At 69.6% G+C, this 21,974-nt stretch carries 25 protein-coding genes; 19 read left to right on the top strand and 6 right to left on the bottom strand.

All coding sequences use genetic code 11. The annotated features are described in order from the left end of the window. Nucleotides 1-103: 103 nt before the first annotated feature. The 9 genes from O7624_RS27610 to O7624_RS27570 all read left to right on the top strand — a co-directional run bounded on the left by O7624_RS27610 (nt 104) and on the right by O7624_RS27570 (nt 8,206). On the top strand, nt 104-1,201 hold the full coding sequence (locus O7624_RS27610; protein ID WP_282237895.1) for a ketoacyl-ACP synthase III family protein: 1,098 nt from the start codon (nt 104-106) through the stop codon (nt 1,199-1,201). Nucleotides 1,202-1,222: 21 nt separating this feature from the next. After that, the gene (locus tag O7624_RS27605; RefSeq protein ID WP_282237894.1) at nt 1,223-2,074 is read left to right on the top strand and encodes a 3-hydroxyacyl-CoA dehydrogenase NAD-binding domain-containing protein; all 852 of its coding nucleotides are present in this window, start codon (nt 1,223-1,225) and stop codon (nt 2,072-2,074) included. A 31-nt stretch (nt 2,075-2,105) separates the two neighbouring features. Then, the gene (locus tag O7624_RS27600) at nt 2,106-2,354 is read left to right on the top strand and encodes a phosphopantetheine-binding protein (RefSeq protein ID WP_282237893.1); all 249 of its coding nucleotides are present in this window, start codon (nt 2,106-2,108) and stop codon (nt 2,352-2,354) included. Nucleotides 2,355-2,377: 23 nt separating this feature from the next. After that, on the top strand, nt 2,378-3,514 hold the full coding sequence (locus tag O7624_RS27595; RefSeq protein ID WP_282237892.1) for an acyl-CoA dehydrogenase family protein: 1,137 nt from the start codon (nt 2,378-2,380) through the stop codon (nt 3,512-3,514). Beyond that, nucleotides 3,511-4,563: an HAD-IIIC family phosphatase gene (locus O7624_RS27590; RefSeq protein WP_282237891.1), complete on the top strand. Its 1,053-nt coding sequence runs from the start codon at nt 3,511-3,513 to the stop codon at nt 4,561-4,563. Before O7624_RS27595 ends, O7624_RS27590 begins: the two co-directional genes overlap by 4 nt. A 169-nt stretch (nt 4,564-4,732) precedes the next feature. Next, the gene (locus O7624_RS27585; protein ID WP_282237890.1) at nt 4,733-5,629 is read left to right on the top strand and encodes an ABC transporter ATP-binding protein; all 897 of its coding nucleotides are present in this window, start codon (nt 4,733-4,735) and stop codon (nt 5,627-5,629) included. After that, nucleotides 5,626-6,375, top strand: coding sequence for an ABC transporter permease (locus O7624_RS27580; protein ID WP_282237889.1), 750 nt, complete (start codon nt 5,626-5,628; stop codon nt 6,373-6,375). The genes O7624_RS27585 and O7624_RS27580 overlap by 4 nt, the downstream gene beginning before the upstream one ends. 23 nt (nt 6,376-6,398) lie before the next feature. Beyond that, nucleotides 6,399-7,553 (top strand): sensor histidine kinase, encoded by a 1,155-nt coding sequence (locus tag O7624_RS27575; protein ID WP_282237888.1) that lies wholly within the window; start codon nt 6,399-6,401, stop codon nt 7,551-7,553. Continuing rightward, on the top strand, nt 7,550-8,206 hold the full coding sequence (locus O7624_RS27570) for a response regulator transcription factor (protein ID WP_282237887.1): 657 nt from the start codon (nt 7,550-7,552) through the stop codon (nt 8,204-8,206). The genes O7624_RS27575 and O7624_RS27570 overlap by 4 nt, the downstream gene beginning before the upstream one ends. A 70-nt stretch (nt 8,207-8,276) precedes the next feature. On the opposite strand, the gene O7624_RS27565 is transcribed toward O7624_RS27570, so the two are convergent. After that, the gene (locus O7624_RS27565; RefSeq protein ID WP_282237886.1) at nt 8,277-9,590 is read right to left on the bottom strand and encodes an aspartate aminotransferase family protein; all 1,314 of its coding nucleotides are present in this window, start codon (nt 9,588-9,590) and stop codon (nt 8,277-8,279) included. Nucleotides 9,591-9,675: 85 nt separating this feature from the next. Here O7624_RS27565 and O7624_RS27560 point away from each other — a divergent pair, with 85 nt between their 5' ends. Next, nucleotides 9,676-10,563, top strand: a complete 888-nt coding sequence (locus O7624_RS27560) for a LysR family transcriptional regulator (protein ID WP_282237885.1) — start codon at nt 9,676-9,678, stop codon at nt 10,561-10,563. Here O7624_RS27560 and O7624_RS27555 read toward each other — a convergent pair. Then, nucleotides 10,538-10,666, bottom strand: coding sequence for a hypothetical protein (locus O7624_RS27555; protein ID WP_282237884.1), 129 nt, complete (start codon nt 10,664-10,666; stop codon nt 10,538-10,540). The two genes, O7624_RS27560 and O7624_RS27555, sit on opposite strands and share 26 nt — an antisense overlap. Continuing rightward, nucleotides 10,663-10,950 carry a DUF2277 domain-containing protein gene (locus tag O7624_RS27550; RefSeq protein WP_282237883.1) on the bottom strand — a complete coding sequence of 96 codons (288 nt, stop codon included), beginning with the start codon at nt 10,948-10,950 and terminating at the stop codon, nt 10,663-10,665. Before O7624_RS27550 ends, O7624_RS27555 begins: the two co-directional genes overlap by 4 nt. Before the next feature lie 168 nt (nt 10,951-11,118). Between O7624_RS27550 and O7624_RS27545 the strand changes: the two genes are divergently transcribed. From O7624_RS27545 to O7624_RS27510, 8 genes are all read left to right on the top strand, one after another. Further along, entirely contained in the window at nt 11,119-11,973 is an 855-nt protein-coding gene (locus tag O7624_RS27545; RefSeq protein ID WP_282237882.1) for a DUF6745 domain-containing protein, read from the top strand. Between the two features lie 375 nt (nt 11,974-12,348). Then, nucleotides 12,349-13,035, top strand: coding sequence for a tryptophan 2,3-dioxygenase family protein (locus tag O7624_RS27540; protein WP_282237881.1), 687 nt, complete (start codon nt 12,349-12,351; stop codon nt 13,033-13,035). Nucleotides 13,036-13,121: 86 nt separating this feature from the next. Further along, nucleotides 13,122-14,387, top strand: coding sequence for a tryptophan 2,3-dioxygenase family protein (locus tag O7624_RS27535; protein WP_348774968.1), 1,266 nt, complete (start codon nt 13,122-13,124; stop codon nt 14,385-14,387). Beyond that, the gene (locus tag O7624_RS27530) at nt 14,384-15,547 is read left to right on the top strand and encodes an aminotransferase class V-fold PLP-dependent enzyme (protein ID WP_282237879.1); all 1,164 of its coding nucleotides are present in this window, start codon (nt 14,384-14,386) and stop codon (nt 15,545-15,547) included. Before O7624_RS27535 ends, O7624_RS27530 begins: the two co-directional genes overlap by 4 nt. Beyond that, a complete protein-coding gene (locus O7624_RS27525) occupies nt 15,544-16,566 on the top strand; it encodes a methyltransferase (protein ID WP_282237878.1) in 1,023 nt (340 codons plus the stop codon). Before O7624_RS27530 ends, O7624_RS27525 begins: the two co-directional genes overlap by 4 nt. A 92-nt stretch (nt 16,567-16,658) precedes the next feature. Next, a complete protein-coding gene (locus tag O7624_RS27520; RefSeq protein ID WP_093411060.1) occupies nt 16,659-16,853 on the top strand; it encodes a DNA-binding protein in 195 nt (64 codons plus the stop codon). A gap of 224 nt (nt 16,854-17,077) precedes the next feature. After that, entirely contained in the window at nt 17,078-17,539 is a 462-nt protein-coding gene (locus O7624_RS27515; protein WP_282237877.1) for a hypothetical protein, read from the top strand. A 152-nt stretch (nt 17,540-17,691) separates the two neighbouring features. Then, nucleotides 17,692-18,453, top strand: coding sequence for a serine protease (locus tag O7624_RS27510; protein ID WP_282237876.1), 762 nt, complete (start codon nt 17,692-17,694; stop codon nt 18,451-18,453). Between the two features lie 189 nt (nt 18,454-18,642). Here the strand turns inward: O7624_RS27510 and O7624_RS27505 are convergent, their stop codons facing one another. The 3 genes from O7624_RS27505 to O7624_RS27495 all read right to left on the bottom strand — a co-directional run bounded on the left by O7624_RS27505 (nt 18,643) and on the right by O7624_RS27495 (nt 20,537). Next, nucleotides 18,643-19,083, bottom strand: coding sequence for a DUF6223 family protein (locus O7624_RS27505; RefSeq protein ID WP_282240775.1), 441 nt, complete (start codon nt 19,081-19,083; stop codon nt 18,643-18,645). Nucleotides 19,084-19,257: 174 nt separating this feature from the next. Beyond that, the gene (locus tag O7624_RS27500; RefSeq protein WP_282237875.1) at nt 19,258-19,530 is read right to left on the bottom strand and encodes a hypothetical protein; all 273 of its coding nucleotides are present in this window, start codon (nt 19,528-19,530) and stop codon (nt 19,258-19,260) included. A gap of 401 nt (nt 19,531-19,931) precedes the next feature. Then, nucleotides 19,932-20,537 carry a TetR/AcrR family transcriptional regulator gene (locus O7624_RS27495; protein ID WP_282237874.1) on the bottom strand — a complete coding sequence of 202 codons (606 nt, stop codon included), beginning with the start codon at nt 20,535-20,537 and terminating at the stop codon, nt 19,932-19,934. Nucleotides 20,538-20,595: 58 nt separating this feature from the next. Here O7624_RS27495 and O7624_RS27490 point away from each other — a divergent pair, with 58 nt between their 5' ends. Then, nucleotides 20,596-21,720, top strand: coding sequence for an NAD(P)/FAD-dependent oxidoreductase (locus O7624_RS27490; RefSeq protein ID WP_282237873.1), 1,125 nt, complete (start codon nt 20,596-20,598; stop codon nt 21,718-21,720). Nucleotides 21,721-21,974 lie beyond the last annotated feature (254 nt).

Raw genomic sequence — 21,974 nt, 5'->3', positions numbered from 1 at the left:
GAGCCGGACCAGCAACCCCGCCTCTGCCCGTCCTTCTCTGCCAGCGGCCGGGCGGGGCCGGCAGAGTCGGCAGAGTCAGCGGAAACCGGGGAGAGGCGGCGACATGTCCGGGACGTTCGCCCTACGCACGGTGGCGTCGTTCCTGCCGGAACGGTCGGTCGCCGTGGCCGAGCTGCCGGAACTGGCGTACCTGGGACCGGCCGAGCGGCAGCTCTGCGCCGACCTCGGAATCGAGCGGATTCGCACCGATCCGGAGCTGGACGCGCTCCACCTGGCCGCCGGCGCCGCCAGCAGGGCGCTTGTCGCCGCCGGCCTCGACGCGGATCAGATCGGGGCCCTGGTCGCGGTCGAGTCCCGTGCGCCGACCACGCTGATGAGCTCCGCCGAGACCCGGTTGCAGGCACACCTCGGCGCCAACCGGGCGCTGACGTTCTCCGTCGGCGGGCTGGGCTGTGTGTCGATGACGCCGGCGCTGCTGGTGGCGCGCGGCCTGCTGGCCGCCGATCCGGATCTGAGCGACGTCCTCGTCGTGCACGGCAGTACGCCGGCCACGCCGCGGCGCTACCGGCACCCGGTGACGGTCAGCGGCGACGGGGGCATGGCCGCGGTCGTCTCGAGGGAGGGGCCGTTGCGCGTTCTCGACGTGCTGCAGGAGACCAACGGCCACTACTGGGACCTGTTCCGGGTGGACTACCGGGACCGCCCGTCGGCCCGCTGGTCCGAGCAGTGCCGCGACCTCCAGGAGTACTCCTTCACCCTGGCGCTGGAGAGCCGTGACCGGCTGGGCGCGATGTACCGACGCCTGCTGGACCGCAACGGGCTCGCGCCGGGGGACGTCGCCCGGAATGTGTGCCACAACCTGTCCCTGGGCGGGTTCCGGTTCCTTGAGGAGACGCTCGGCGTGACAATCGCGGCGGCCTGCCACGACAACCTGCGCGACCTGGGCCATCTCGGCGCGAACGACGTCCTGCTCAACCTGGCGACCGAGATCGGGACCGGGCGGCTGCGCGAGGGTGAGCGGGCCGTGCTGATCAGCGCCAGTCCCGTGGCCGCCTGGAGCATGGTGCTGGTCGAGGTCGTCGGCGATCCCGGTGACTTCACCGTCGGTGACCGGCTCGGGGCCGGGCCGCGCCGGGCCCAGCCGACGACCGACGGGGTTCCTGGACACCACACCAGCTCCCGAGACGGACGTGTGATCTGACCTGAGGAGAGGAACCCGACCATGAGCGTTGTCGGCGTTGCCGGAGCCGGCGTGATGGGGATCGGCGTGACGCAGAACCTGGCCCAGACCGGGCATCGGGTGGTCCTTGTGGACACCGAACAGCAGGTTCTCGACGCGGCTCTGCAGAAGATCGAGGCGCAGCTGCGGATGAGCCGGATGCTCGGCGGTCCTGCCGTGGACACGGCTGCGGCGATGGCGTTGATCAGCACCGGCGTGGATCCGAAGGCGCTCGCCGAGGTGGATTTCGTCATCGAGAACATCCCCGAGAGGTGGGACCTCAAACGAGCCTTGTACCTGGAGATGGACCGGATCTGCGATCCGGCGACGGTGTTCGTCGTCAACACGTCCGCGATTCCGATCACCGAGTTCGCAGCGGTGACCGGCCGACCGGAGCAGTTGGTCGGCGTGCACTTCATGAACCCGGTACCCATGAAGACCGCCGTAGAGCTCATCGCGGGCGAGCACACCTCGGCCGAGACGGTTCGGCGTACCCGTGAACTGCTGAACGCGATGGGCAAGAAGGCCATCGACGTCAAGGACGTCTGCGGCTTCGTCTCCAACCGCGTCCTGATGTTGACCGTCAACGAAGCGGCCTTCCTGGTCCACCAGGGCGTTGCCACCGCCGAAGCGGTCGACGAGGTCTTTCGGAGCTGTTTCGGCCACCCGATGGGCCCGTTGGAGACTGCCGACCTGATCGGCGTCGACACCATCCTGCACAGCATCGACGTGCTCTACCAGCACTACCGCGACAGCAAGTACCGGCCCTGCCCGCTGCTGCGCACCATGGCCAACGCCGGCCGGCACGGGCGCAAGTCCGGTCGTGGCTTCTACGAGTACGGCCCGACCGCCTGACTACCCGGCTACCAGCACAGGAGGGGAACACATGTCCCACAACGACCCCAGCGCCGTCGTCGCCGCGTTCCTCCAGCAGCGGTTCCCGCACGTGGAGATCGCCCACGATGAGGACATCTTCGCCCTCGGCCTGGTCAACTCGTTGTTCGCGCTGGAGCTGGTGATGTTCGTGGAGAAGACTTTCGACTTCACCGTGCCCAGCGACGAGATGCGGATCGACAGCTTCCGCAGCATCGACGCGATAAGCGCGTTGGTCGACCGTCAGTCCGCGACGGTGTGACGGCGGCACCGGCGATGTCACCGATGGCTGCGAGCACCGAACGCGTACCAACGGATCGAACTGCTGCCCGCTGCTTCGCCCGGACCCACCTCGCACCGCTGGCCACCCGGTTCGATCAGGCCGGCAGCATCCCGTCGGAGACGCTCGACCGTATCGGCGCGGCCGGACTGTGGGCACCGTTCCTACCGGTCGGGTACGGCGGGCAGGGCGCCTCGATGCTGACGGTGGGTCAGGTGCACGAGGAGATCGGACACGCCTGCTCATCGGTACGCAGCCTGCTCACCGTGCACGGAATGGTTTCCTGGGCGCTGCTGAGGTTCGGCACGCCCCGGCAACGGGAGCAGTGGCTCCCGCGCCTGGCCGCCGGATCGGTGCTGGGGGCCTTCTGCCTGTCCGAGCCGGACGCCGGCAGCGACGCCGTGAACCTCACCAGCCGAGCGGTCCGGGACGAACGTGGATGGGTCCTGCACGGGACCAAAACGTGGATCACCGGAGGCCAACGGGCGCACCTGTTCCTGGTGTTCGCACGCACCGGCGCCGGCATCGCCGCCTTCCTGGTGCCCCGCGACAGCGAAGGGCTGACGGTGACGCCGATCCCCGGCATGCTGGGCACCCGCGGCAGCATGCTCGCACGGCTCACCCTGGCAGGGGTACGGGTGGGACCGGACGCCCTCGTCGGTCCGGACGGTTTCGTGAACGGCATGGTGATGAGCGCTGTGTTGGACTTCGGCCGCTACAGCGTGGCCGCCGGCTCAGTCGGCATCCTCCAAGCCTGCCTGGACGCCTGCGCCCACCACACCACGCACCGCAAGGTCGGTGGCATCGCGTTGCGCGACAGGCAACTCATCCAGGCGAAGCTCTCCGACATGGTCACCGACACCCGGGCCGCGCGACTGCTCTACGAGGCCGCCGGGCGGCTGAAGGACCAGGGCGACGCGGACACACTGATGGCCACCTGGGTGGCCAAGTACTTCGCCTCGACCGCAGCCGCCCGACATGCCGCCGAGGCAGTACAGATCCACGGTGCCGTCGGCTGCACCCCCGGCCATCTGGTGGAGCGCTTGTACCGCGACGCCAAGGTCATGGAAATCATCGAAGGCAGCAACGAGATCCAGCGGATCACGATCGCGGCCGACGCGTACCGAAGGGATGTTCGGTGAGCGACGACCCGTGTGAGGAGGAGCGGCACGGTCGGATCAAGTGTGTGGTCTGGGACCTCGACCAGACGATCTGGACCGGCGTCCTGCTGGAGGACGCGACGGTGACGGTGAAGCCGGAGGTCGTCGAGGCGATCGAGGCGCTCGACCGGTTGGGAATTCTGCACTCCATCGCCAGCAAGAACGATCACCAGGCGGCCTGGACACAGATAGCGCGAAGTGGTCTCGCCGAGATGTTCCTCTGCCCGCAGATCGGGTGGAACGCCAAGTCACACTCCGTTCAGCAGATCGCCGAGAAGCTCAACATCGGGCTCGACACGATCGCCTTCGTCGACGATCAGGAGTTCGAGCGGGCGGAGGTCGCCATGGCGTGTCCGCAGGTGCTGTGCATGGACCCGGCGGAACTCGTCGAGGCGATGCGGACGCCGGCATTCCAGCCGCGGTTCCGCACCGACGAGTCGCGGGAACGCCGCCAGATGTACCGCAACCAGATCCGACGCGACGACGAGGAGAAGCGGTTCATCGGCACCCCCGACGAGTTCCTCTCCCAGTTGGGGCTGGTCGTCCGGATCGAATCCGCCACCCGGGCCGACCTGCAACGGGCCCAGGAACTGACAATCCGCACCAACCAGCTGAATTCGACCGGTCGGACGTACTCCTACGACGACCTCGACAAGTCGCGCGCCTCAGACGACCACCGTCTCTATGTCGTCGCCCTCGACGACCGCTTCGGCTCCTACGGCAAGATCGGGCTCGTCCTGATCGAGACGTCAGAAAAGGTCTGGCGGCTACGGTTGTTGCTGATGTCGTGCCGCGTGATGTCCCGCGGCGTCGGGGGGATCGTGCTCAGCCACCTGATGCGGCAGGCGCGGGATGCCTGCGTCGAGCTGCACGCGGACCTGGTCGAGACCGGCCGGAACAGAATGATGCAGATCACCTATGCCTTCGCCGGCTTCCGGGAGATCGATCGAGCCGATCAGCATGTGACGCTGCGCGCAGATCTGGACGTCATTCCGCCCGTGCCGCCCTTCGTCCGGCTGATCGCGGATTGACGTACGCAGCGACGTTGGTGCGGCAGGCGCAAAGGGCAGGTGTGCCACCCATCCGCTGTCCGACATACCCAGGAGACTGCTGTCGGTGGTACCGGAGTACCACGGGCGCCCGGAAAGTGTCGACTGCGGTGCCACGGACCTGACGCTGGGCGCACCTAGCGTTGCGGGCATGATTCAGATACGTGAAGTAACCAAGCGGTACGGCACGAAGACGGTCGTCGACCGCCTGTCGTTCACCGCGAAGCCCGGACAGGTCACCGGCTTCCTCGGCCCCAACGGGGCTGGCAAGTCGACGACCATGCGGATGGTGGTCGGCCTCGACGCGCCGAGCTCCGGCGACGTGCTGGTCAACGGTAAGCCGTACGCGTCGTCGAAGGCGCCGCTGCGCGAGATCGGCGTGCTGCTCGAAGCCAAGGCCGCGCACCCCGGCCGGACGGCGGTCAGCCACCTACTGGCCCTGGCCCGTACGCACGGCATTCCGCGCTCGCGCGTCGATGAGGTGCTCGGCCTGGCCGGTCTCTCGGCCGTCGCCCACAAGCGGGTCGGCGCCTTCTCCCTCGGCATGGGCCAGCGGCTCGGCATCGCCGCCGCCCTGCTCGGTGACCCGGCCGTGGTGATGCTCGACGAACCGGTCAACGGCCTCGACCCGGAGGGTGTCCTCTGGGTGCGCAAGCTGCTCACCGGCCTGGCTGCCGAGGGCCGCACCGTGATGTTGTCCTCGCACCTGATGAGCGAGGTCTCGCTGATCGCGGACCATCTGGTCATCGTGGGCCGGGGCAGGCTGCTGGCCGACACCACCGTGGCCGACCTCGTGACGGCCGAGGGTGTCCGGGTCGTCACTCCCGCCCCTGACGCGCTGCGCACGACGATTGCCGGCCCGGGTGTCACGGTCACCTCGACCGGTGCGGAGGAACTGCTCGTCGCCGGCGCCTCCGCCCGCGTGATCGGGCTGGCCGCGGCATCCCGTGGCATCCCGCTGTTCGAACTGACCCCGCAGAACGCCTCCCTCGAAGAGGCGTTCATGGACCTGACCCGCGACGCTGTCGAATACGAGGCCTCCCGATGAAGATCACTCCTGGTGGCGTCGTCGCCGCCGAATGGACCAAGTTCTCCTCGCTGCGCTCCACCTGGATCACGACCGGCATATCCGTCTTCCTCCTGATCGCCTTCGGCATGATCGCCTCGGCTTCCTTCTCGGGCGACAACCTGACCTCGATCGACCTCGCCCTGTCCGGCAGCGCCCTGGCCGCGCTGTCCGTCGGCGTGCTCGGCGCGCTGCTGGGCGCCGGCGAATACACCACCGGCATGATCCGGGCGACTTTCGCCACGGTGCCGCGCCGGTTGCCGGTGCTCTGGTCGAAGAGCCTCGTGGCGGGGTCGGCCGCCTTCGTCACGATGACCGCCGGCGCCTTCGCCGCTTTCGTGGCGGGGTCGGCCGTGCTCAACGCCGAGATCGGTGCTCTGGACCTCGGCGACGACGGCGTGCTGCGGGCACTGCTCGGCGCCGGCCTCTATCTCGGCCTGGTCGCGGTGCTCGGGGTCGCGCTCGGCATGCTCGTCCGCTCCAGCGCCGGCGCCATCGCGATCCTGGCCGGCCTGCTGCTGATCGTGCCCGGTCTGGCCGCTCTGCTGCCGGACTCGATCTCCGAGGCCATCACCCCGTACCTGCCCAGCAACGCCGGCAGCGCCGTGATGACGCTGACCCACTCGGACGGCGCCCTGGCCCCGTGGGCCGGCCTCGCGGTCTTCGCCGGGTACGTGGTCGTGACGCTCGCCGCGACGGCGTACCGGCTGAAGACGACCGACGCGTGAGCGGGTAGAGGGAGAATCCGGTGATGAGCACCCAGGGATGGCTGGTGGACCGGCAGGCCCGGTTACGAGCCTTCGACCGGCGCCGCCCGTGGGTGATGGACACCCTGGTGGCCGTCCCGATCGTGCTCTTCAGCATCCCGAACATCATCGAGAATCCCCTCTCGGCGACGATCGCGACCCTGGTCCTGCTACCGCCGCTGTACTGGCGACGGCGGTACCCGTTCCCGGCGTTCCTGGTCACCGCGGCCATCGACTTGACAGAGGGACTGCTGGACGTCGGCGTCGGCGCCGGAGTGATCCTGCTCGTGATGCTGTTCGGCGTGGCCTCCCGAGGTTCGTGGCGAGCGCTGGCCTGGGCCTCGGGGATCACCCTCGCGCTGCTGGTCGCCCAGATCTATCTGATCAATCCGGTCACGGAGAACCGCACCATCACGCTGTTCCTGGTGATCGGCACCTCAGTTGCCGCGGTCGCGTCCGGCATCGCGGTGCGCATCCGCCGGGCGTACCTCATCGCTCTCGAGGACCGCGCCGCCCGCCTGGAGGTCGAGCGGGATCAGCAGGCCCGCCTCGCCGTCGCCGAGGAGCGGGCCCGGGTGGCCCGCGAGATGCACGACATCGTCGGCCATCACGTCTCGGTCATCGTGGGCCTGGCCGACGGCGGTGCCGCGCTCGCGACCTCGCGGGCTGAGCAGTCCGCCGAACCGCTCCGGTTGATCGGTGACACCGGCCGGCAGGCGCTGTCCGAGCTACGCCGGGTGCTGGGCGTACTGCGCGAAGGAGACAACGATCCGCAACTGAGCCCGCAGCCGGGCATCGACGATCTCGACCGGCTGTTGCCGAGCGTGCGGGCGGCCGGGCTGCCGGTCACCTACTCGACCTCGGGCGAGTTGCACACCCTCGGCCGAGGCGTGCAGCTCGCGGTCTACCGCATCGTTCAGGAGGCGCTCACCAACACCCTCAAACACGCGGGAAGCGGCGCGACCGCGGACGTCACTCTCGCTGCCTCCGATGGAGAGGTACGGGTACGGGTACGCGACAACGGCCGTGGCAGACCCGCCGCCCCGAGCCACGGCCTGCTCGGCATGCGGGAACGCGCCGCCATGTACAGCGGGGTGGTGACCGCCGGCCCGACCGAGCACGGCTGGCTCGTCGACGTAGTCCTCAAGGAGCCTGCATGACCACTGTCCTGATCGCCGACGACCAGCAGCTGCAACGGATGGGCTTCAAGATGCTGCTCGACGGCACACCCGGTTTCAGCGTGGTGGGCGAGGCCGCCAACGGCGCCGAGGCAGTACGGAAAGTCGAGCAGACCCGGCCCGACGTGGTGCTGATGGACGTGCGCATGCCCGGCATGGACGGCATCGAAGCCACCCGCCGCATCACCGCGGCCGGCTCCCGCACCCACGTGCTGATCCTGACCACATTCGACCTGGACGAGTACGTGTATGCGGGACTGCGGGCCGGCGCGAGCGGCTTCCTCCTCAAGGACGCCCGCCCCGAGGAGCTGATCGCCGGCATCCGCGCCGTTGCGAGCGGAGACTCGGTGGTGGCCCCCAGCCTGACCCGCAAGCTGATGGACGCCTACCTCCAGAAACCGGCGTCGACCATCCGTGCGGACCCTCGCCTCACCACGCTCAGCGAGCGAGAGCGAGAGGTCCTCGAAGCGATCGGCCAGGGCGCCACCAACACCGAGATCGCCGAACGCTTCACCCTCACCGAATCCACCGTGAAGAAGCATGTCGGGCGCATCCTGGCCAAGATCGGGGCGCGAGACCGCATCCAGGCCGTCATCTTCGCGTACGACAACGGCCTGGTCGAACCACGTGCCTGAACGGTCGTCGTGGAGTGGCCTCCTCGCCAGGCGCGGGCACGACGCCATCGGCCACCCGGATTTCTGACCGCTAGGCCGTGAACTGCGGCACCACGTCAGCGAGCGCCCGGTCGAGGATCTCCAGGCCCAGGTCCAGCTCGGCGTGCGTGGAGGTGAGCGCCGGCGCGATACGGAACACGCCGCCCATGCCCGGCAACTGCACCACATTCATGTGCAGTCCCAGCTCCAGGCACCGCCCGGTCACGGCGGCGCCCAGCGCGTCGGCCGGTCGTTTCGACTCCCGGTCGCTAACCAGTTCGAGCCCGACCAGCAGCCCGCGGCCGCGCACGTCGCCGACCACCGGGTGTCGCTGGCCGATCTCCCGCAACCCCTTCCGGAGGTACGCGCCCAGGTGCGCCGCCTGTTCGTCGAGCCGGTCGGCCTCCAGCACGTCCAGGACCGTGTTGCCGACCGCGGCCACCAGCGGGTCCGAGACGTGCGTGGTGAAGAAGAGGAAACCGCGCTCGTGCGCCGTCTGCTCGATCTCCGGGCTGGTCACCACCGCAGCCAACGGCAGGCCGGCACCGAGCGTCTTGGACAGGGTCAGGATGTCCGGCACGACGCCGTCCCGCTGGAACGCGTACCACTCGCCGGTGCGGCACAGACCGGTCTGCGCCTCGTCGAGGATCAGCAGCCCGCCGCGCTCGTGCACCTTGTCCCGCAGCGCCGCGAGGTATCCCGGCGGCAGGTCGATCACGCCACCGGAGCTGAGGATCGGCTCCACGATGCACGCCGCCAGACTGCCCACCGACTGGGCGTCGAACAGCTCGAACGAGAACTCCAACTGACGCCGCCAGTCCAGCTCGCCGTCCGGGAGGGTGAAGTCGGGCCGGTACGCGTTCGGCGTGGGGATCGCGACGTTGCCGGGCGCCGCAGGCCCGTACCCTCTGCGTCCCGAGCTGTAGGTGGCGCTCGCCGCCGCCTGCGTCATCCCGTGCCACGACCGGGCGAACGAGATGATCTCGTGCCGGCCGGTGACCAGCTTCGCCATCCGGATCGCCGCCTCGTTGGACTCTGCGCCGGTGGTGAGCAGCAGAACCTTCTCGAGCGGCGCGGGCAGGGAGCCGGCGAGGCGGCGGGCCAGCTCCACCACGGGCCGGCTCAGCATGCCGCTGAACAGGTGGTCGAGGGTGGCGGCCTGTTGCTGGATCGTGGCCACCACAGCCGGGTGGGAGTGACCGAGGATGGCGCTCATCTGCCCGGACGTGAAGTCGAGCAGGCGGCGGCCGTCGGCGGTGAACACGAAACTGCCTTCGGCGTGGTCGATGATCTCGCGGACGAAGCTGCCCGCGCCGATGTAGCGGACCAGGTGACGATCGGCGTCGGACCAGAACGAATCAGCCATGAGCCGACGCTAGGCAGCCCCGCTAAGGCACGTCCATCGCACATTTCCGCTGTCGCTGTTAAGCAGAGCCGTACAGTCGGGGGGCATGACGCTGAATCCATGGCGGCTGCGCCTGCTCGCCGACCTGGCAACCTACGGCACCGTCCGGGCTGTCGCACAGCGCGGCAACCTGAGCCCGTCGGCGGTGTCCCAGCAGTTGGCCACGCTGGAACGGGAGACCCGGACCGCGCTGCTGGAACGAACCGGGCGGCGGGTGCGGCTCACCGCAGCCGGAGTACTGCTCGCCGGCCGGGCTCGGGAGATCCTCGCGGCCATGGACGGGGCCGAGGCGGAGCTGCGCCGCCTCGCCGACGAACCGGCCGGCACGGTCACCGTGGCCGCGTTCCAGAGTGCCGTGCAAGCCCTCGCCGAACCGGCGCTGGCCCGGCTCGCGGCCCGGCACCCGGACGTGAGCGTGGTGTTGCTGGAACTGGAGCCGCACGAGAGCATGCCGGCGCTGCGTCGGGGGGACGTCGACCTCATCATCACGACGGCCGACTTCACCGGCGCCGAACTCTCGCCGGAGATCGACCTGGTGCCGCTCGCCACCGATCCGATCGTGCTCGTGCTGCCCCCGGAGCACTCGTTGACCAGCGCCGAGTCGGTCGCCTTGGAGGCGTGCGCGCAGCAGCGCTGGACGTTCGACGTCGCCGGCTCGTACATGTCCGAGCTGTCCACCCGGCTGTGCCGGGAGGCCGGCTTCGAGCCCGTGGTGATCTGCCGGTTCAACAACTACATGCTGGCGCTCCAGCACGTGGAGAGCGGTCGTTCGATCACCATGCTGCCCAAGCTGGCGGTTGACCCGCGGTACCGGGTGGTGACCCGGCCGCTGAACCCGCCGCTGACCCGGCGCATCACGACCGCGGTCCGGCGACCGGCTGCGTCACGACCCGAGGTGACGGCCGTGCTCAGCGCGCTGAGAGCAGGTGACTGACCGCCGGGGTGTCGAGCTTCGCCACAGCGGCCACGTCGCCTTCCGCCGAATCCCGTTCGAGCAGGAACGGGCCGACCAACGCGTGGCCGGCAGGTCGGATCATCCCGAGGTGATCGTTCGAGGCTCGTACCTTTCGGCCGCGCGTGCCTTGGCCTTGGCTGCCTCCGCTTCGCGGTCTCGGGGAGGCGCCTTCGTCACAAGGCTGTCCAGCAGGGTTCGGGTGGCCGCCGTGACAGCGCGGACCGCCTCGCCGAACGCCTCCTCGTTGGCCGCTGAGGGCCGGGTCGTGCCGCTGACCTTGCGCACGTACTGGAGGGCGGCGGCTTCGATCTCATCGTCGGTCACCGGCGGTTCGAAGTTGTGGAGCACGCGTATGTTCCTGCACATGCCTCCACCATGCCACGCACAACCGCCAGGCCAGCATGCCGAGCTGGTCACCACGCGAGCCCACCCTGAGGTCTCCCCGGGGCCACTCAGAGCAGTTGCGCATCGTGGCAAGACCGGCCATCATCTAGCGATGATCTCCAACCGGAAGGGCGGACACGCCCTGGCGCGTTGACCGCGCCCACGCGGCACGACGATGCCGCGCCCCTCTCCCCGGCCCCCCGCGATCTGTGGCGGCAGGCCGAAGTGATCCGGCAGGAGTGGCTGGGGTACGCCCTCTCCACCGAACCCGCCGACCGACCCACCACGCAACGGTGCCTCACGGCGATCTACGCCCGAGCTGGCCGCCACCAGCCCCGGTTCGTCTGGGCGGACTCCCCCGCCGCGGCCCTGCCACTGATCCGGCAACTGCCCACCCTCGGCCAGCTCCTCCAACGGGTCCGTGACCCCGCCCCGGCCGGCCCACCGCCCCCGGCCAGCGACATAGCCACCGTGGCGTCCCGGCTGAGGGCCGCGCTCGGCGACGGGGTCCAGCACACCGACCCCGAACTGTCTCCCGTTCGCCGAGGCAGGACCCGCGAACCTTGGCCGGACCTGCCACCGCAGGATGCTCTCGACCGGCAGGTGCCACTCGGCGTCGTGCTGCACCGAGGCGTCCGCAACGCCCTGCACCGCAGCCTGATCCCCGGCTTCACGCAACCGGTCCGCGCAGGGCTGCCCGGTGGCGACCGACAGACGCCGGTCTGCTGGTACAGCCAGCAGGACGCATTCTGGGTCGGGTACTACGACGCCCTGCACCGGCTCGGACTGGCCGCGTACACCGCCGAGGCGAGCGACCAGCTGCGGACCTGGACCGACCTGGCGCGATCCGGCGGCTGGTGGTGGCCCGGCCCGGACGTCTGCGTCGTGGTGGAGCGGCCGGCGGTGATCCGCACCGAACCCGTACCCGGCTCGTGGTACGACGAGGTCCGGCTACGACCGGACGGGGTCGGGTACCGCGACGGCTGGCGACCACCGCCGTGCTGACCGACGGCTGAACACCGACACGAGGACGAGAGAGGCTTGGCGGGCGGCCGTTTCGGCAGCCAACGACGTCGAAACGCGGAAGGGCCGGGAAGGACAAGCCGGTCCCCGCCCGCCAAGCCGCTCGGGCCCGCTGCCGACGGGCGACGGCGATGACCTCAGGCCGGGAAGCCGGCGACGCGCCCATCACGGCCAACGACAACGCTGTCCGCGGTGGCCTGCCCAGATATGCGGAAGACACGGGGGAAACCGGCAAGCTCTTCGACACGTTTCCAGATTCATCGAGACCAAGGGGTAGCGCATCGGTGTCCGTCGTTGGAATGATGTCCGCCAGCGTATTTTTGATCCGGCGTCAGCGCCAAACGGAGGGCCTATTCCGTGAAGCACGACCATTCACCTGTTCTGCCAGGTCACGGCGCTACGGACTATGCACGCTACATGCGGACAGATACTTTGCTCGGTCTCCAACGTAGGCCGGACGAGGTCATACATCGCGACGAGCTGCTTTTTCAGGTGGTGCATCAGTCGACCGAGTTGTGGCTGAAACTGGCTGCGGCGGAGCTGGCGGAGGCGACCACCCAGGTGGCTGCCGGTCAGCTACCGGCCGCGGAGGCGCTGCTGGCCCGGGCGACGCTCGCGGTCCGCTTGATCACCGACCAACTGGAGATGCTGCGATATTTGTCCCCAGTGGACTTTCAGGCGATGCAGCCCGCCCTCGGCAACGGTTCTGGTGCGGAGTCACCCGGTTGGCGGCAGGTCCAGGGCGCCAGCCGACAGCTCGGCCGCGCGTTCGGCGAGCAGCTTGCCGCCCACGGTGTCGAGGCGGCCGACCTGTGCCCGGCGGATCCGTCGGATCCGCTGCACCGGCTCGCCGAGGCGATGGTGGAATGGGATGAACGGGTGTCGGTGTGGCGGGTCCGCCACTACCAGGTGGCCCTGCGAATTGGCGGCCATCCCCCGGCCGGTGACCCCGGCAGCCCAGCGAACATGCTGGCAAGACTCGCCGGACACCGATTCTTTCCCGAGTTGTGGCAGGCGCGACTGCGCCCCACCACTGACGAATAGCCCGGCTGAACCATACGCAGCTGCGGTCGCCGGCATTTCCGGCGACCGTCAGTGAGGTTCGTCTCGTCAACTTCGAGGGGTGGCACGTGCGTCCATTGATTCACTGGTTGTCGCGCCCGACCGAACCGCGCCGCTTTCCCTACTCCCCAGTGCTGAAGGAGTTTCACCGCAGCGGCAAACATTTCGCGGAAAAGAGTTTCCTCGCCCTGCTCGACAGCGCCCGGCAGGCGGTGACCCGCCCGGTCTCCGGCACCGGCGACGCCGCGGTCCGGCAGCTGACCGACTTTCTGGACGTCGCACTGGACAAGTGGGACGGCCGTTACGACTACCGCAGCTACCTCGCCCTGCGGCTGCTCCGACTGCCCTGCGGACCAAACGATCCGACCCCGGGCGCGCAGACCGCCGCCCGGCGGCAGACCCGGGATCGGCTCCTCGTCCGCCTGGTCGCCGACGCACTGGCATTCGAGTTGGCCGCCGACGCGCGCACGACCGGGCTACTTCCGTTGCAGAGACCTGGGCCAGCGGTGGTCGTCAAACGCTGCCGACTCGGTGTCCGAGCCGCCGCACCCGCGCTGGCCCGTCTCGGCATGACCGAGGCGATCGGGAGCGACGCCCCGACCACGACCGCGGCCAACCTGCACACCATCGCCCGGGACCTGGCGTTCCCCGGGGATCCGCTGCTGCGGCTGACCATGTTGCCGGTCCACGTGACGCACGACGAGTACCTGTTCATCCGGGTACTCCAGGGTTACGAGTGCCTCTTCGCCGGGGTCGCCGACGAACTTCGCGCGGCGGTCGCCGCATTGGCCGGGCACACACCGGGCACCGCCGCCGACCGGCTCGGGTACGCAGGCGACCTGCTGCGCGCCGCGGCTCCACTCTTCTCCCTCCTGGCCACCATGCAGCCCGAGTCGTTCCGTACCTTCCGGCAGTACACCGAGGGCGCCAGCGCGATCCAGTCCCGCTCGTACAAGCTCATCGAATCGCTGTGTCGCACCCCGCAGGCGGATCGGCTGGACTCGGTGGCCTACCAGTCGGTACCGGAGATACAGGCCCGGGTACGCGTCGGCCAGCCGACGGTCGACCAGGCGTACCGGTCGGCGGTGTCTGAGGGCCGGCTCACCGGCGCCGACGGCGCCCTGGTGGCGCGACGGATGGCTGCGTTCGCCGGTGCCCTGACGCAATGGCGCCGGACCCATCTCCGCGTGGCGGTGTGGATGCTCGGCGCCCAGACCGGCACCGGCTACACCGAGGGCACGCCGTACCTCGCGGCGAACAGCGCAGCACCGGTCTTCACCCCCATGACCACCGATCCGCCGGCGGCCGGCCCGACTGGAAGGCGCTGCGCATGAGCCAGCCCGAGCACAGCCCCCGATGCCTCGACGCGGGCACGCACGCCGCCCTGCGCGCCGAGTTCCCGCTTGTGCACACCTGCGTCTACCTCAACAGCAACTCCACCGGCGCGGTGCCCCGGGGCGGTGAGCGGGTGCTGCACGACTACTGGGAGACGCTGCGCACCTGGCGCGACGACGTCTGGCAGGACTGGCACGTCGGCCTCGACCGGTACGCCGACTCGGTGGCCGCGCTGATCGGCGCGCCGCCGGGCAGCGTGATCACCGATGCGAATCTGAGCACCTTCCTGGCCCGGGTGGCGTCCTGTTTCGACTACCGCCCGCCCCGCAACCGCGTCGTCATCACGGATCTCGACTATCCGACGGTGCCGTTCATCTTCCGGGCGTACGCCCGATATGGCGCGCAGCTCGACGTGGTCGGCACCGGCGGTCCCCACCTGGACCAGGACGCGCTGGAGGCCCGGATCGACGAGCGGACGCTGCTGGTGTGCGTGCCGCACGCCAGCTTCACCTCCGGCGCCACTACCGACCTGTCCCGCCTGGTCACCCGCGCCCACCAGGTCGGCGCGCTGGTGGTGGTGGACGCCTTCCAGAGCGTCGGGGTGATGCCGTTGGACGTCACCGCGCTCGGCGTCGACGTGGTCATCGGCGGTTCCCACAAATGGTTGTGCGGTGTCGGCACCGGATTCCTCTACGTCCGGCCGGACCTGGTGCCACTGCTGACTCCGGCCGCCACCGGCTGGCAGGCCGGCGACCGCGCGCTGACCTTCCGACCGTCACCGGGCTGGGCGACCGGTATCCGTCGTTTCGCCGGCGGCACCCCCTACCCGCTCACCTCTTTGATCTCCCAGATCGGTCTGGACCTGCTGCTCGGTGTCGGTATCGACGCCATCCGGCGGCATTCGCTGGCGCTCACCCAACGGCTGCTGGACCGGGCCGACGCCGCCGGCATCGTCGTGGTCAGCCCCACCAGCATCGCCCGGCGAGGCGGGGTGGTGTGCCTGGACATCCCCGACGGCGAGGCCGTCAAGCGGCGGCTGGCCGCCCGTGACGCGATCTGCAGCTGGCGCGGCTATCTGCGGATCGGCCCGCACGTCTACAACACCCTCGACGAAATCGACCTGTTCATGGATGCGCTGGAAGAGGAGCTGCACCGGTGACCGTCACCCTCTCGCCCCGGGCATTGATGAGCCTGCTCGTCAACGGCCCCAAGGCCATGGACGTCCTGCACACGGCACTCGACCTGGGGCTGCTCGACGCGCTGGAGGCCGGACCGGTCCGCCTCGACGCGCTGGCCACCCGGTTCGGGGTGCTCCCACTACGGCTGTACAAATTCCTCGACTGCATCGAGAGCCTCGGCTTCGTCATCCGCGACGAGCCCGGCGACGACATCGGCGCGACCAGCTACCGAGCCGTGCCAGGGCTACGCGACGCGGTTAACGCGGTCGTCGGGCCGGGCGCCACCGAACGGGACCGGGACCGCTACCCGTGGCGGCAGCTGCACGGCCGGCTGGCCGAGAGCCTACGCGGCGAGGTCAGCATCGACGACGGCTTCGCCTGGCCACCGAAGACCGCCGAGCAGACCGCGGAGTTCGAACGCAGCATGGCCCTCGGGCTGGGACCGGCGATCGAGACGATACGCCGGCACTCACCTCGACTCTGGTCGGACCGGCACCGCCTGCTCGACGTCGGCGGCGGTGACGGGACACTCGCCGCACACATCCTCGACGCCGCTACGCACCTGCGGGCCGACGTGTACAACCTGCCGGCGGTGGAACCACTGGTGGCGGCCACCCGCGACGACCGCGGTCACCCGGAACGGCTCGGCTTCGTCGGCGGCGACTTCTTCGCCGAACCCCTACCGCGCGGCTACGACGCGCTGTCCTTCGTCCGGGTTCTGCACGACTGGCCAAACGCGGTCGCCCGCGACCTGGTCCGCCAGGCGTACGCGGCGTTGCAGCCCGGCGGGCTGATCCTGATCTGCGAGGAGTTCCGCACCCCCGACCGGCTCGCCATGCAGTTCTTCTGGAGCTACTTCCTGATCGGCGTCGACAGCAGCGTCAGCCGCCTACGCGAGGTGGACTTCTACACCACCCTGCTCACGGAGACCGGCTTCCACCACGTGGCGGTGCTGCCCGGCACCTGGGAGCTCGTCGTCGCGTACAAACCGACCCGATGATCCTGTCCCATCTGGCCCCTTCTCCACCTGATCTTTTGCTCAAGGAGAGCGTCACAGGTCTCCATCGGGTGTCGGCGGTCTAGCATCGAGCGATGGATTCGTCCCTTGACACCTTGCCGAAGATCAGCGCACCCGCGACGCGGGCGCTGAACGCCGCCGGCTACACCGCCCTACGCCAGCTCGCGGGCGTGCCGCGCGCAGACCTGGCCAGATTGCACGGCATGGGACCCAAAGCACTGGACACCATCGAGGCCGCCCTCGAACAGCACAATCTGAGGCTGAGCTGACGCTGGCCCGACTCAGCGGCACCTCATACCTACGCGACCGGCGGCGTTGGCGCTCAGTGACTGCGGAGACCCGTCCGGTAATCAGCGTCGCGGCGCACGAGCCTCGCATCCTCCTCGACCTGCACGAGGATGCGTTCAGCAGCATCCGGCACAGCCCGATGCCACTTTTGGCCTTCTCATAAGCGGGTAGGGCATCCCGCACCGAGGGAGGCATACTGGCTGCCGTGTTCGCCCTTGTTGCCGATACTCCCGTCGCAGCCGGTGAGCTCGTCCGCCGAGGGCCGATGCAGTTCGGCCAGGATGTTCCAGGCTGGTCGGTGGCACCGTACTGCCTGCACGTGCCGATCCAGCACCTCGTCACGGTGTTCCAACCGGTCTACGACACCTTCTTCAACGACGGACTGGCCGATGTCCGTAACGGCAGCGACGACTGGCCCGAGATCGAGGCTCTCGTCGCTGCCGGCTGCCCACCGCTGTCCGACATGCCCACGAGACTGCCAGGACTGCTCGCCGAGATCCTGCGGGAGTCGCTCTACATGGACATCCTCGACGCGCTCCTGCCGCTCAAGCCCAACGCTCCCATCAGATACCTGGCCAACACCGTCGACCACGTCGCCGTCGAAGCCAACTGGGTGGCAGTGTGCGGGCGAGCCCTTCAAGTACCCGAAACAACCCCGTCCGACTGAACCCCCGAACACCACAGCCCCACCGCCGCGACGCTCCGCACGGCGTACAGGGGTGGTGCCGGCCGTCGGATCTCCCTCGGGTTGCAACAAAAACGCCCGCTGGCGCCGTTCTACCTCCGTACCGGTAGTCCATCGAAGGGTGTCAGATGCGCTTGAAACGACTCCTGATCGCCGTGGTGGCATCGGCCGCCGTGCTGGTAACGGCGGCTCCGGCCGCGGCAATCAGCGGCGGTGAACGGGCCGCGCCCGGTGAGTTCCCGTGGATGGTCCGGCTTCTGCCGGTGGGTTGCGGCGGGACCCTTATTCACCCGCAGCTGGTGCTCACCGCCCAGCATTGCGTCGATGAGCAGCCAGCCGACAGCCTGACGGTCGTCTCCGGCACCGTCGACCTCAAGAACCCACGCCGGACGATGACCAGATCCACCGCTCACATCGGCGGAACCGAGTGGTGGGATGGACCGGACTGGGCGGTGATCAAGCTGGAACGGCCGCTCGACCTGCCCATCCTGCGGCTGGCCACCGAGCCCCGACAGCTACGGACGCTTACCGTGACCGGCTGGGGCACGAAGAAGTCAGGCGGCCCCCAGGAACGCTTCCTCCACAAGGTGAAGCTGCCGTTCCTGCCGGACGAGCAGTGCTTCGACGACCCCTGGTGGGATGAGCACCCTGAGTACCCGAGGTCGACCATCTGCGCGAAGTCGGTGGACCAGAGGAGCCACTGCCCCGGCGACTCCGGCGGGCCAGCCCTGCACCGGCTTCCCCACGGCGTCTGGGAGCAGGTCGGCATCGTGAGCGCCGGCTCGGACTGTGACTGGGACATCGGCGAGGAGCCGACCCCCAACTACACCGACGTCGCCTACTTCAGCCAGAGCATCCAGCGCGCCGCCGACCAACTGCTCACAAGCTCCAGCTGATCACCACCCGGCAGTGGTAGCCCAACCGGACACGGCAATCCTCTGCTGGATCGCCTCGAACCCGACGACGGTCGCCGGCTACGGCCTTGTCCGGTGAACTGGTCTCGGCGAGTACAGCGCTGGTTGTCGCTGTTGCCGGCGTCCCCCTGCCCGTCTGATACGAGCAGGGGGACGCCTCAGCACGCCCGGTCAGCTGCTCAGCCGGCCGGTCCGGCGGTAGCGGGCCAGGGCCAGTCCGCCGAGGGCCACGGCGATCAGCCCCACCACCAGGGCCATGACGCCACCGACTATTCCGTAGCCGGTGCCGGGACCACCCTTGGCGGCGGCCACCACATATCCGCCGAGGGCCATGCCGACCAGCCCTGCCATCAGCGCGATTGTGGCTCCGAGCCGCCCGCGGCGGGTGCCGATGCGACTACTGGGGCGGCTCAGAGCCAGTCCGCCGATGACCACGCCGGCCAGCGCCGCAAGCGCGCCCACGAGGGACACGAATCGCCCGGTGGTCAGTTCGTAGGCGTCGATGGCGGCTCCCGGTCCGTCGGCGGCCGCCGGTCCGCCGAGCCCGGTCGCTCCGAGCAGTACGGCGAGGGTGATGCCTCCGACCAGGACGGCTGCGGTCACCGTAAGCATCCGTCGGACTGGCATCGAGACTCTCGATGAACCCATGTGCCTTCTCCTTCTCGTGCATCTCGTTCAGCAAGTGCGATGTCTTCGGGTCGCACCGCCCGGTCGTCGCGCGGCGGCGAGAGTTCGTGCCGCCGCATGTGGCGTACGGCTGCGCGGCGCTGTAGGTGTTGGAAAGGGTCAGACGCTGGCCTCGTCCGCGAGCCTGGTCGGCACGGGCAGGGTCGGCTTCGGTGCCCGGCGTCCGGGCATCCACCAGTTGGCTTTGCCGCACAGCTCAATCACCGCGGGGACGAGCACCATCCGCACGATGGTGGCGTCGATGAGCGCGGCAACGGCCATGCCGAGCCCGCCCTGCTTGACCGCGACGTCGGGGCCGAGCAGGGAGGTGGTGAAGCCGAAGCCGATGAACCCCACGGCGATCACGCCGACGGTCCAGGCCAGCAGGACCAAGCGGCGACGTCGTTGACAGAAGCGGGCCAGCCCCGCCAGAGCTCCGTCCGTACCGGGAGCCCCAGTTGTCATCATCTTCTCCTCGATGGCCGGGTACCGCCCGATCATGTCGCCGGACGCACCGCTGGTCGTCCCGCAGATGGATGCACTTCGCGCTGCGGCCGACGGCGTAACCGGCTGCCGCAGACGCGGCAGGCGCCGCGCAAGTATCGCCGGCGCGGTAGGCGGCCGCTCATCCGCGGGCAGGAGTCGCCCGGGCGACGTCCGGAGAAGATGCGCGCATGAGTCACGGACGGTCCAGGATTCGGCTGCGGCAGGCCGAGCGGTGGGCGGACGAAGCCGAGCGCACCGCTAGGAGACCGCACGGCGCGGCCACCCTGGCGGTGGCCTCGGCGGCACGATTACGCCTGTGCCGCCGCGATTCCGCCTCGCACGATCGCGGCCGCGAGCGGTCGTACGGCCGCCGGTGTCACGGCCTCCGCGGGCCCGGTGACCAACGCGAAGAGCGCGCCTGCGTACATCACGAGCATCGGCGGGATCGCAGCCGGGGGAATCCGCAGTCCGAGCTCGGCGTGGTACCCGCCCGTGAATGCCGCCATCGCCGCCGTCAATTCGTCGATCACCGCAGCGAGCGCCGGTTGCCGCAGGCTCTCCAGGCGTAGCTCGAAGACGGCCAGGTACCGCGCGCGGTGCGGGCCCGCGGCCAGCATCAGCGAGCCCGAGATCAGGTCGATGGCGAGCTCGACGCTGTCTCCCTTGCCCGGTACGGCCGCAGCGTCAGGTCGGCTCGCCTCGGCCATGTCGGCCTGGTGCTGCTCGACGATCCGGCGGGCGGTCGCCACCAGCAGAGCTTCCCGGCTCCGGAAGTAGTTCGACGCGGTTCCGGCTGGCAGCCCGGCCCGCCGGTCGACGGCCCGGTGTGTGACGCCGTGGATGCCCGACTCCACGAGCAGATCGATGGCGGCATCCGCGAGCTGCGCCCGGCGTCGTTCGTTCGGTGGCGGCACCCGACCATCATATGACAGCATCCGTAGTACAACGGCCGTAGTGAACGGGGAGGGTTCTGTGCACATCTTGATCGCCGGGGCCGGCGTCGGCGGGCTCGCCCTCGCCCGCGGGCTCGCGACCTCGGGGCATCGCGTACGCGTCTTCGAACAGGCCCCGCAGCTGCGGACGGGGGGCGCGGCGGTCACCATCTTCAGCAACGGTGCGGCGGCGCTGGCCGGGCTCGGCGCGCCACTCGACGGCTTCGGCGGCCGTCTCGACACGCTGCGGTTCGGCACCGCCGACGGCCGCACCATAGTCAGCGCCGACCTGACGGTCCTCGCCCAGCGCACCGGCTTCCCGGTGACCTCGGTACCGCGGTACGCCCTGATCGAGCACCTCGCGCAGGGGGTGTCGGTGGAGTTCTCCCGAAAGGTCGTTGACGTCGAGGTCCGCCCCGACGGTGTGACCGCGATCGACGCCACCGGTGACCGCCACGAGGCCGACGTCGTTGTGGGGGCGGACGGGCACCGCTCCACCGTGCGCCGCGCGGTCCTCGACCCGACGCCCGCCACCGCGAACGAGTGGACCACCTGGCAGGGCCTGTCGCCGGTCCTGCCCGAGTTGGCCACCGGCACCACGGGTGTCTGTGTCGTAGGCCCTGCTGGTCTGGTCGGCCTCCTGCCCTCGGGCGACGGGCTTCTCATGTGGTGGTTCGACGTCCACCAGCCGCTGGAGGGCTCGCCCGTCGCCGCCCTCGCCAACCGGTTCACCGGTTACGGCGCGCTCGTCGAACAACTGCTTGGGAATATCCGCGAAGAGGACCTGGAGCCGTTCCGGCACGTCACCCATCAGGTTCCGGACCAGTGGGGTCGTGGTGCAGCGACCCTGCTCGGCGACGCCGCGCACGCCTTCCCGCCCACCCAGGCGCAGGGCGCCAACCAGGCACTCGAAGACGCCTGGCTGCTCAGCCGCGCGCTGCGCGTCGCCCCCGCCGACGTACCGCGAACGCTGCGCCGCTACGAGATGCTGCGAGCCCGCCGCGTGCGCAAGGTCTCGCGGCGAGCCGTGCGCGAACGAACCAACAAACCCGTTCCCCCACCGGTACGCGTGCTGACCCGGATCATTCCGCCGAGGCTGGTCGGTAGGGCTTACGTTGCGCAGCTTCGCGGCGTCAGCAGCGTTCTCGACGACGAGACGGTCTGACACTGCGGTCGTGCGGCGCAGGTTGCTCATAGCAACGCCGGTCTTCTGGTGCCAACTGTCGTACCGGCTGCCGACCGTCCGGTCGTCGGGTGCGTGTTCGTCGATGCCAGTCTGCCCTCGCGGTACGGGCCCACGCCTACCGCGTCACCCGAACGCCTGACCTACCTGCGGTCGATCGCAACGGAGGGCCGGCTGCCGCAATGGACGAACTGGTGGGACGAGGACACCGTCGCGCCGCTGTTCCCCGACCGCCG

Origin of the sequence: Verrucosispora sp. WMMD1129, assembly GCF_029581255.1 — a bacterium.
Taxonomy (GTDB): Bacteria; Actinomycetota; Actinomycetes; order Mycobacteriales; family Micromonosporaceae; genus Micromonospora; species Micromonospora sediminimaris.
Note: the sequence above shows the minus strand (reverse complement) of the source record. Positions and strands in the feature narration are given on the sequence as shown.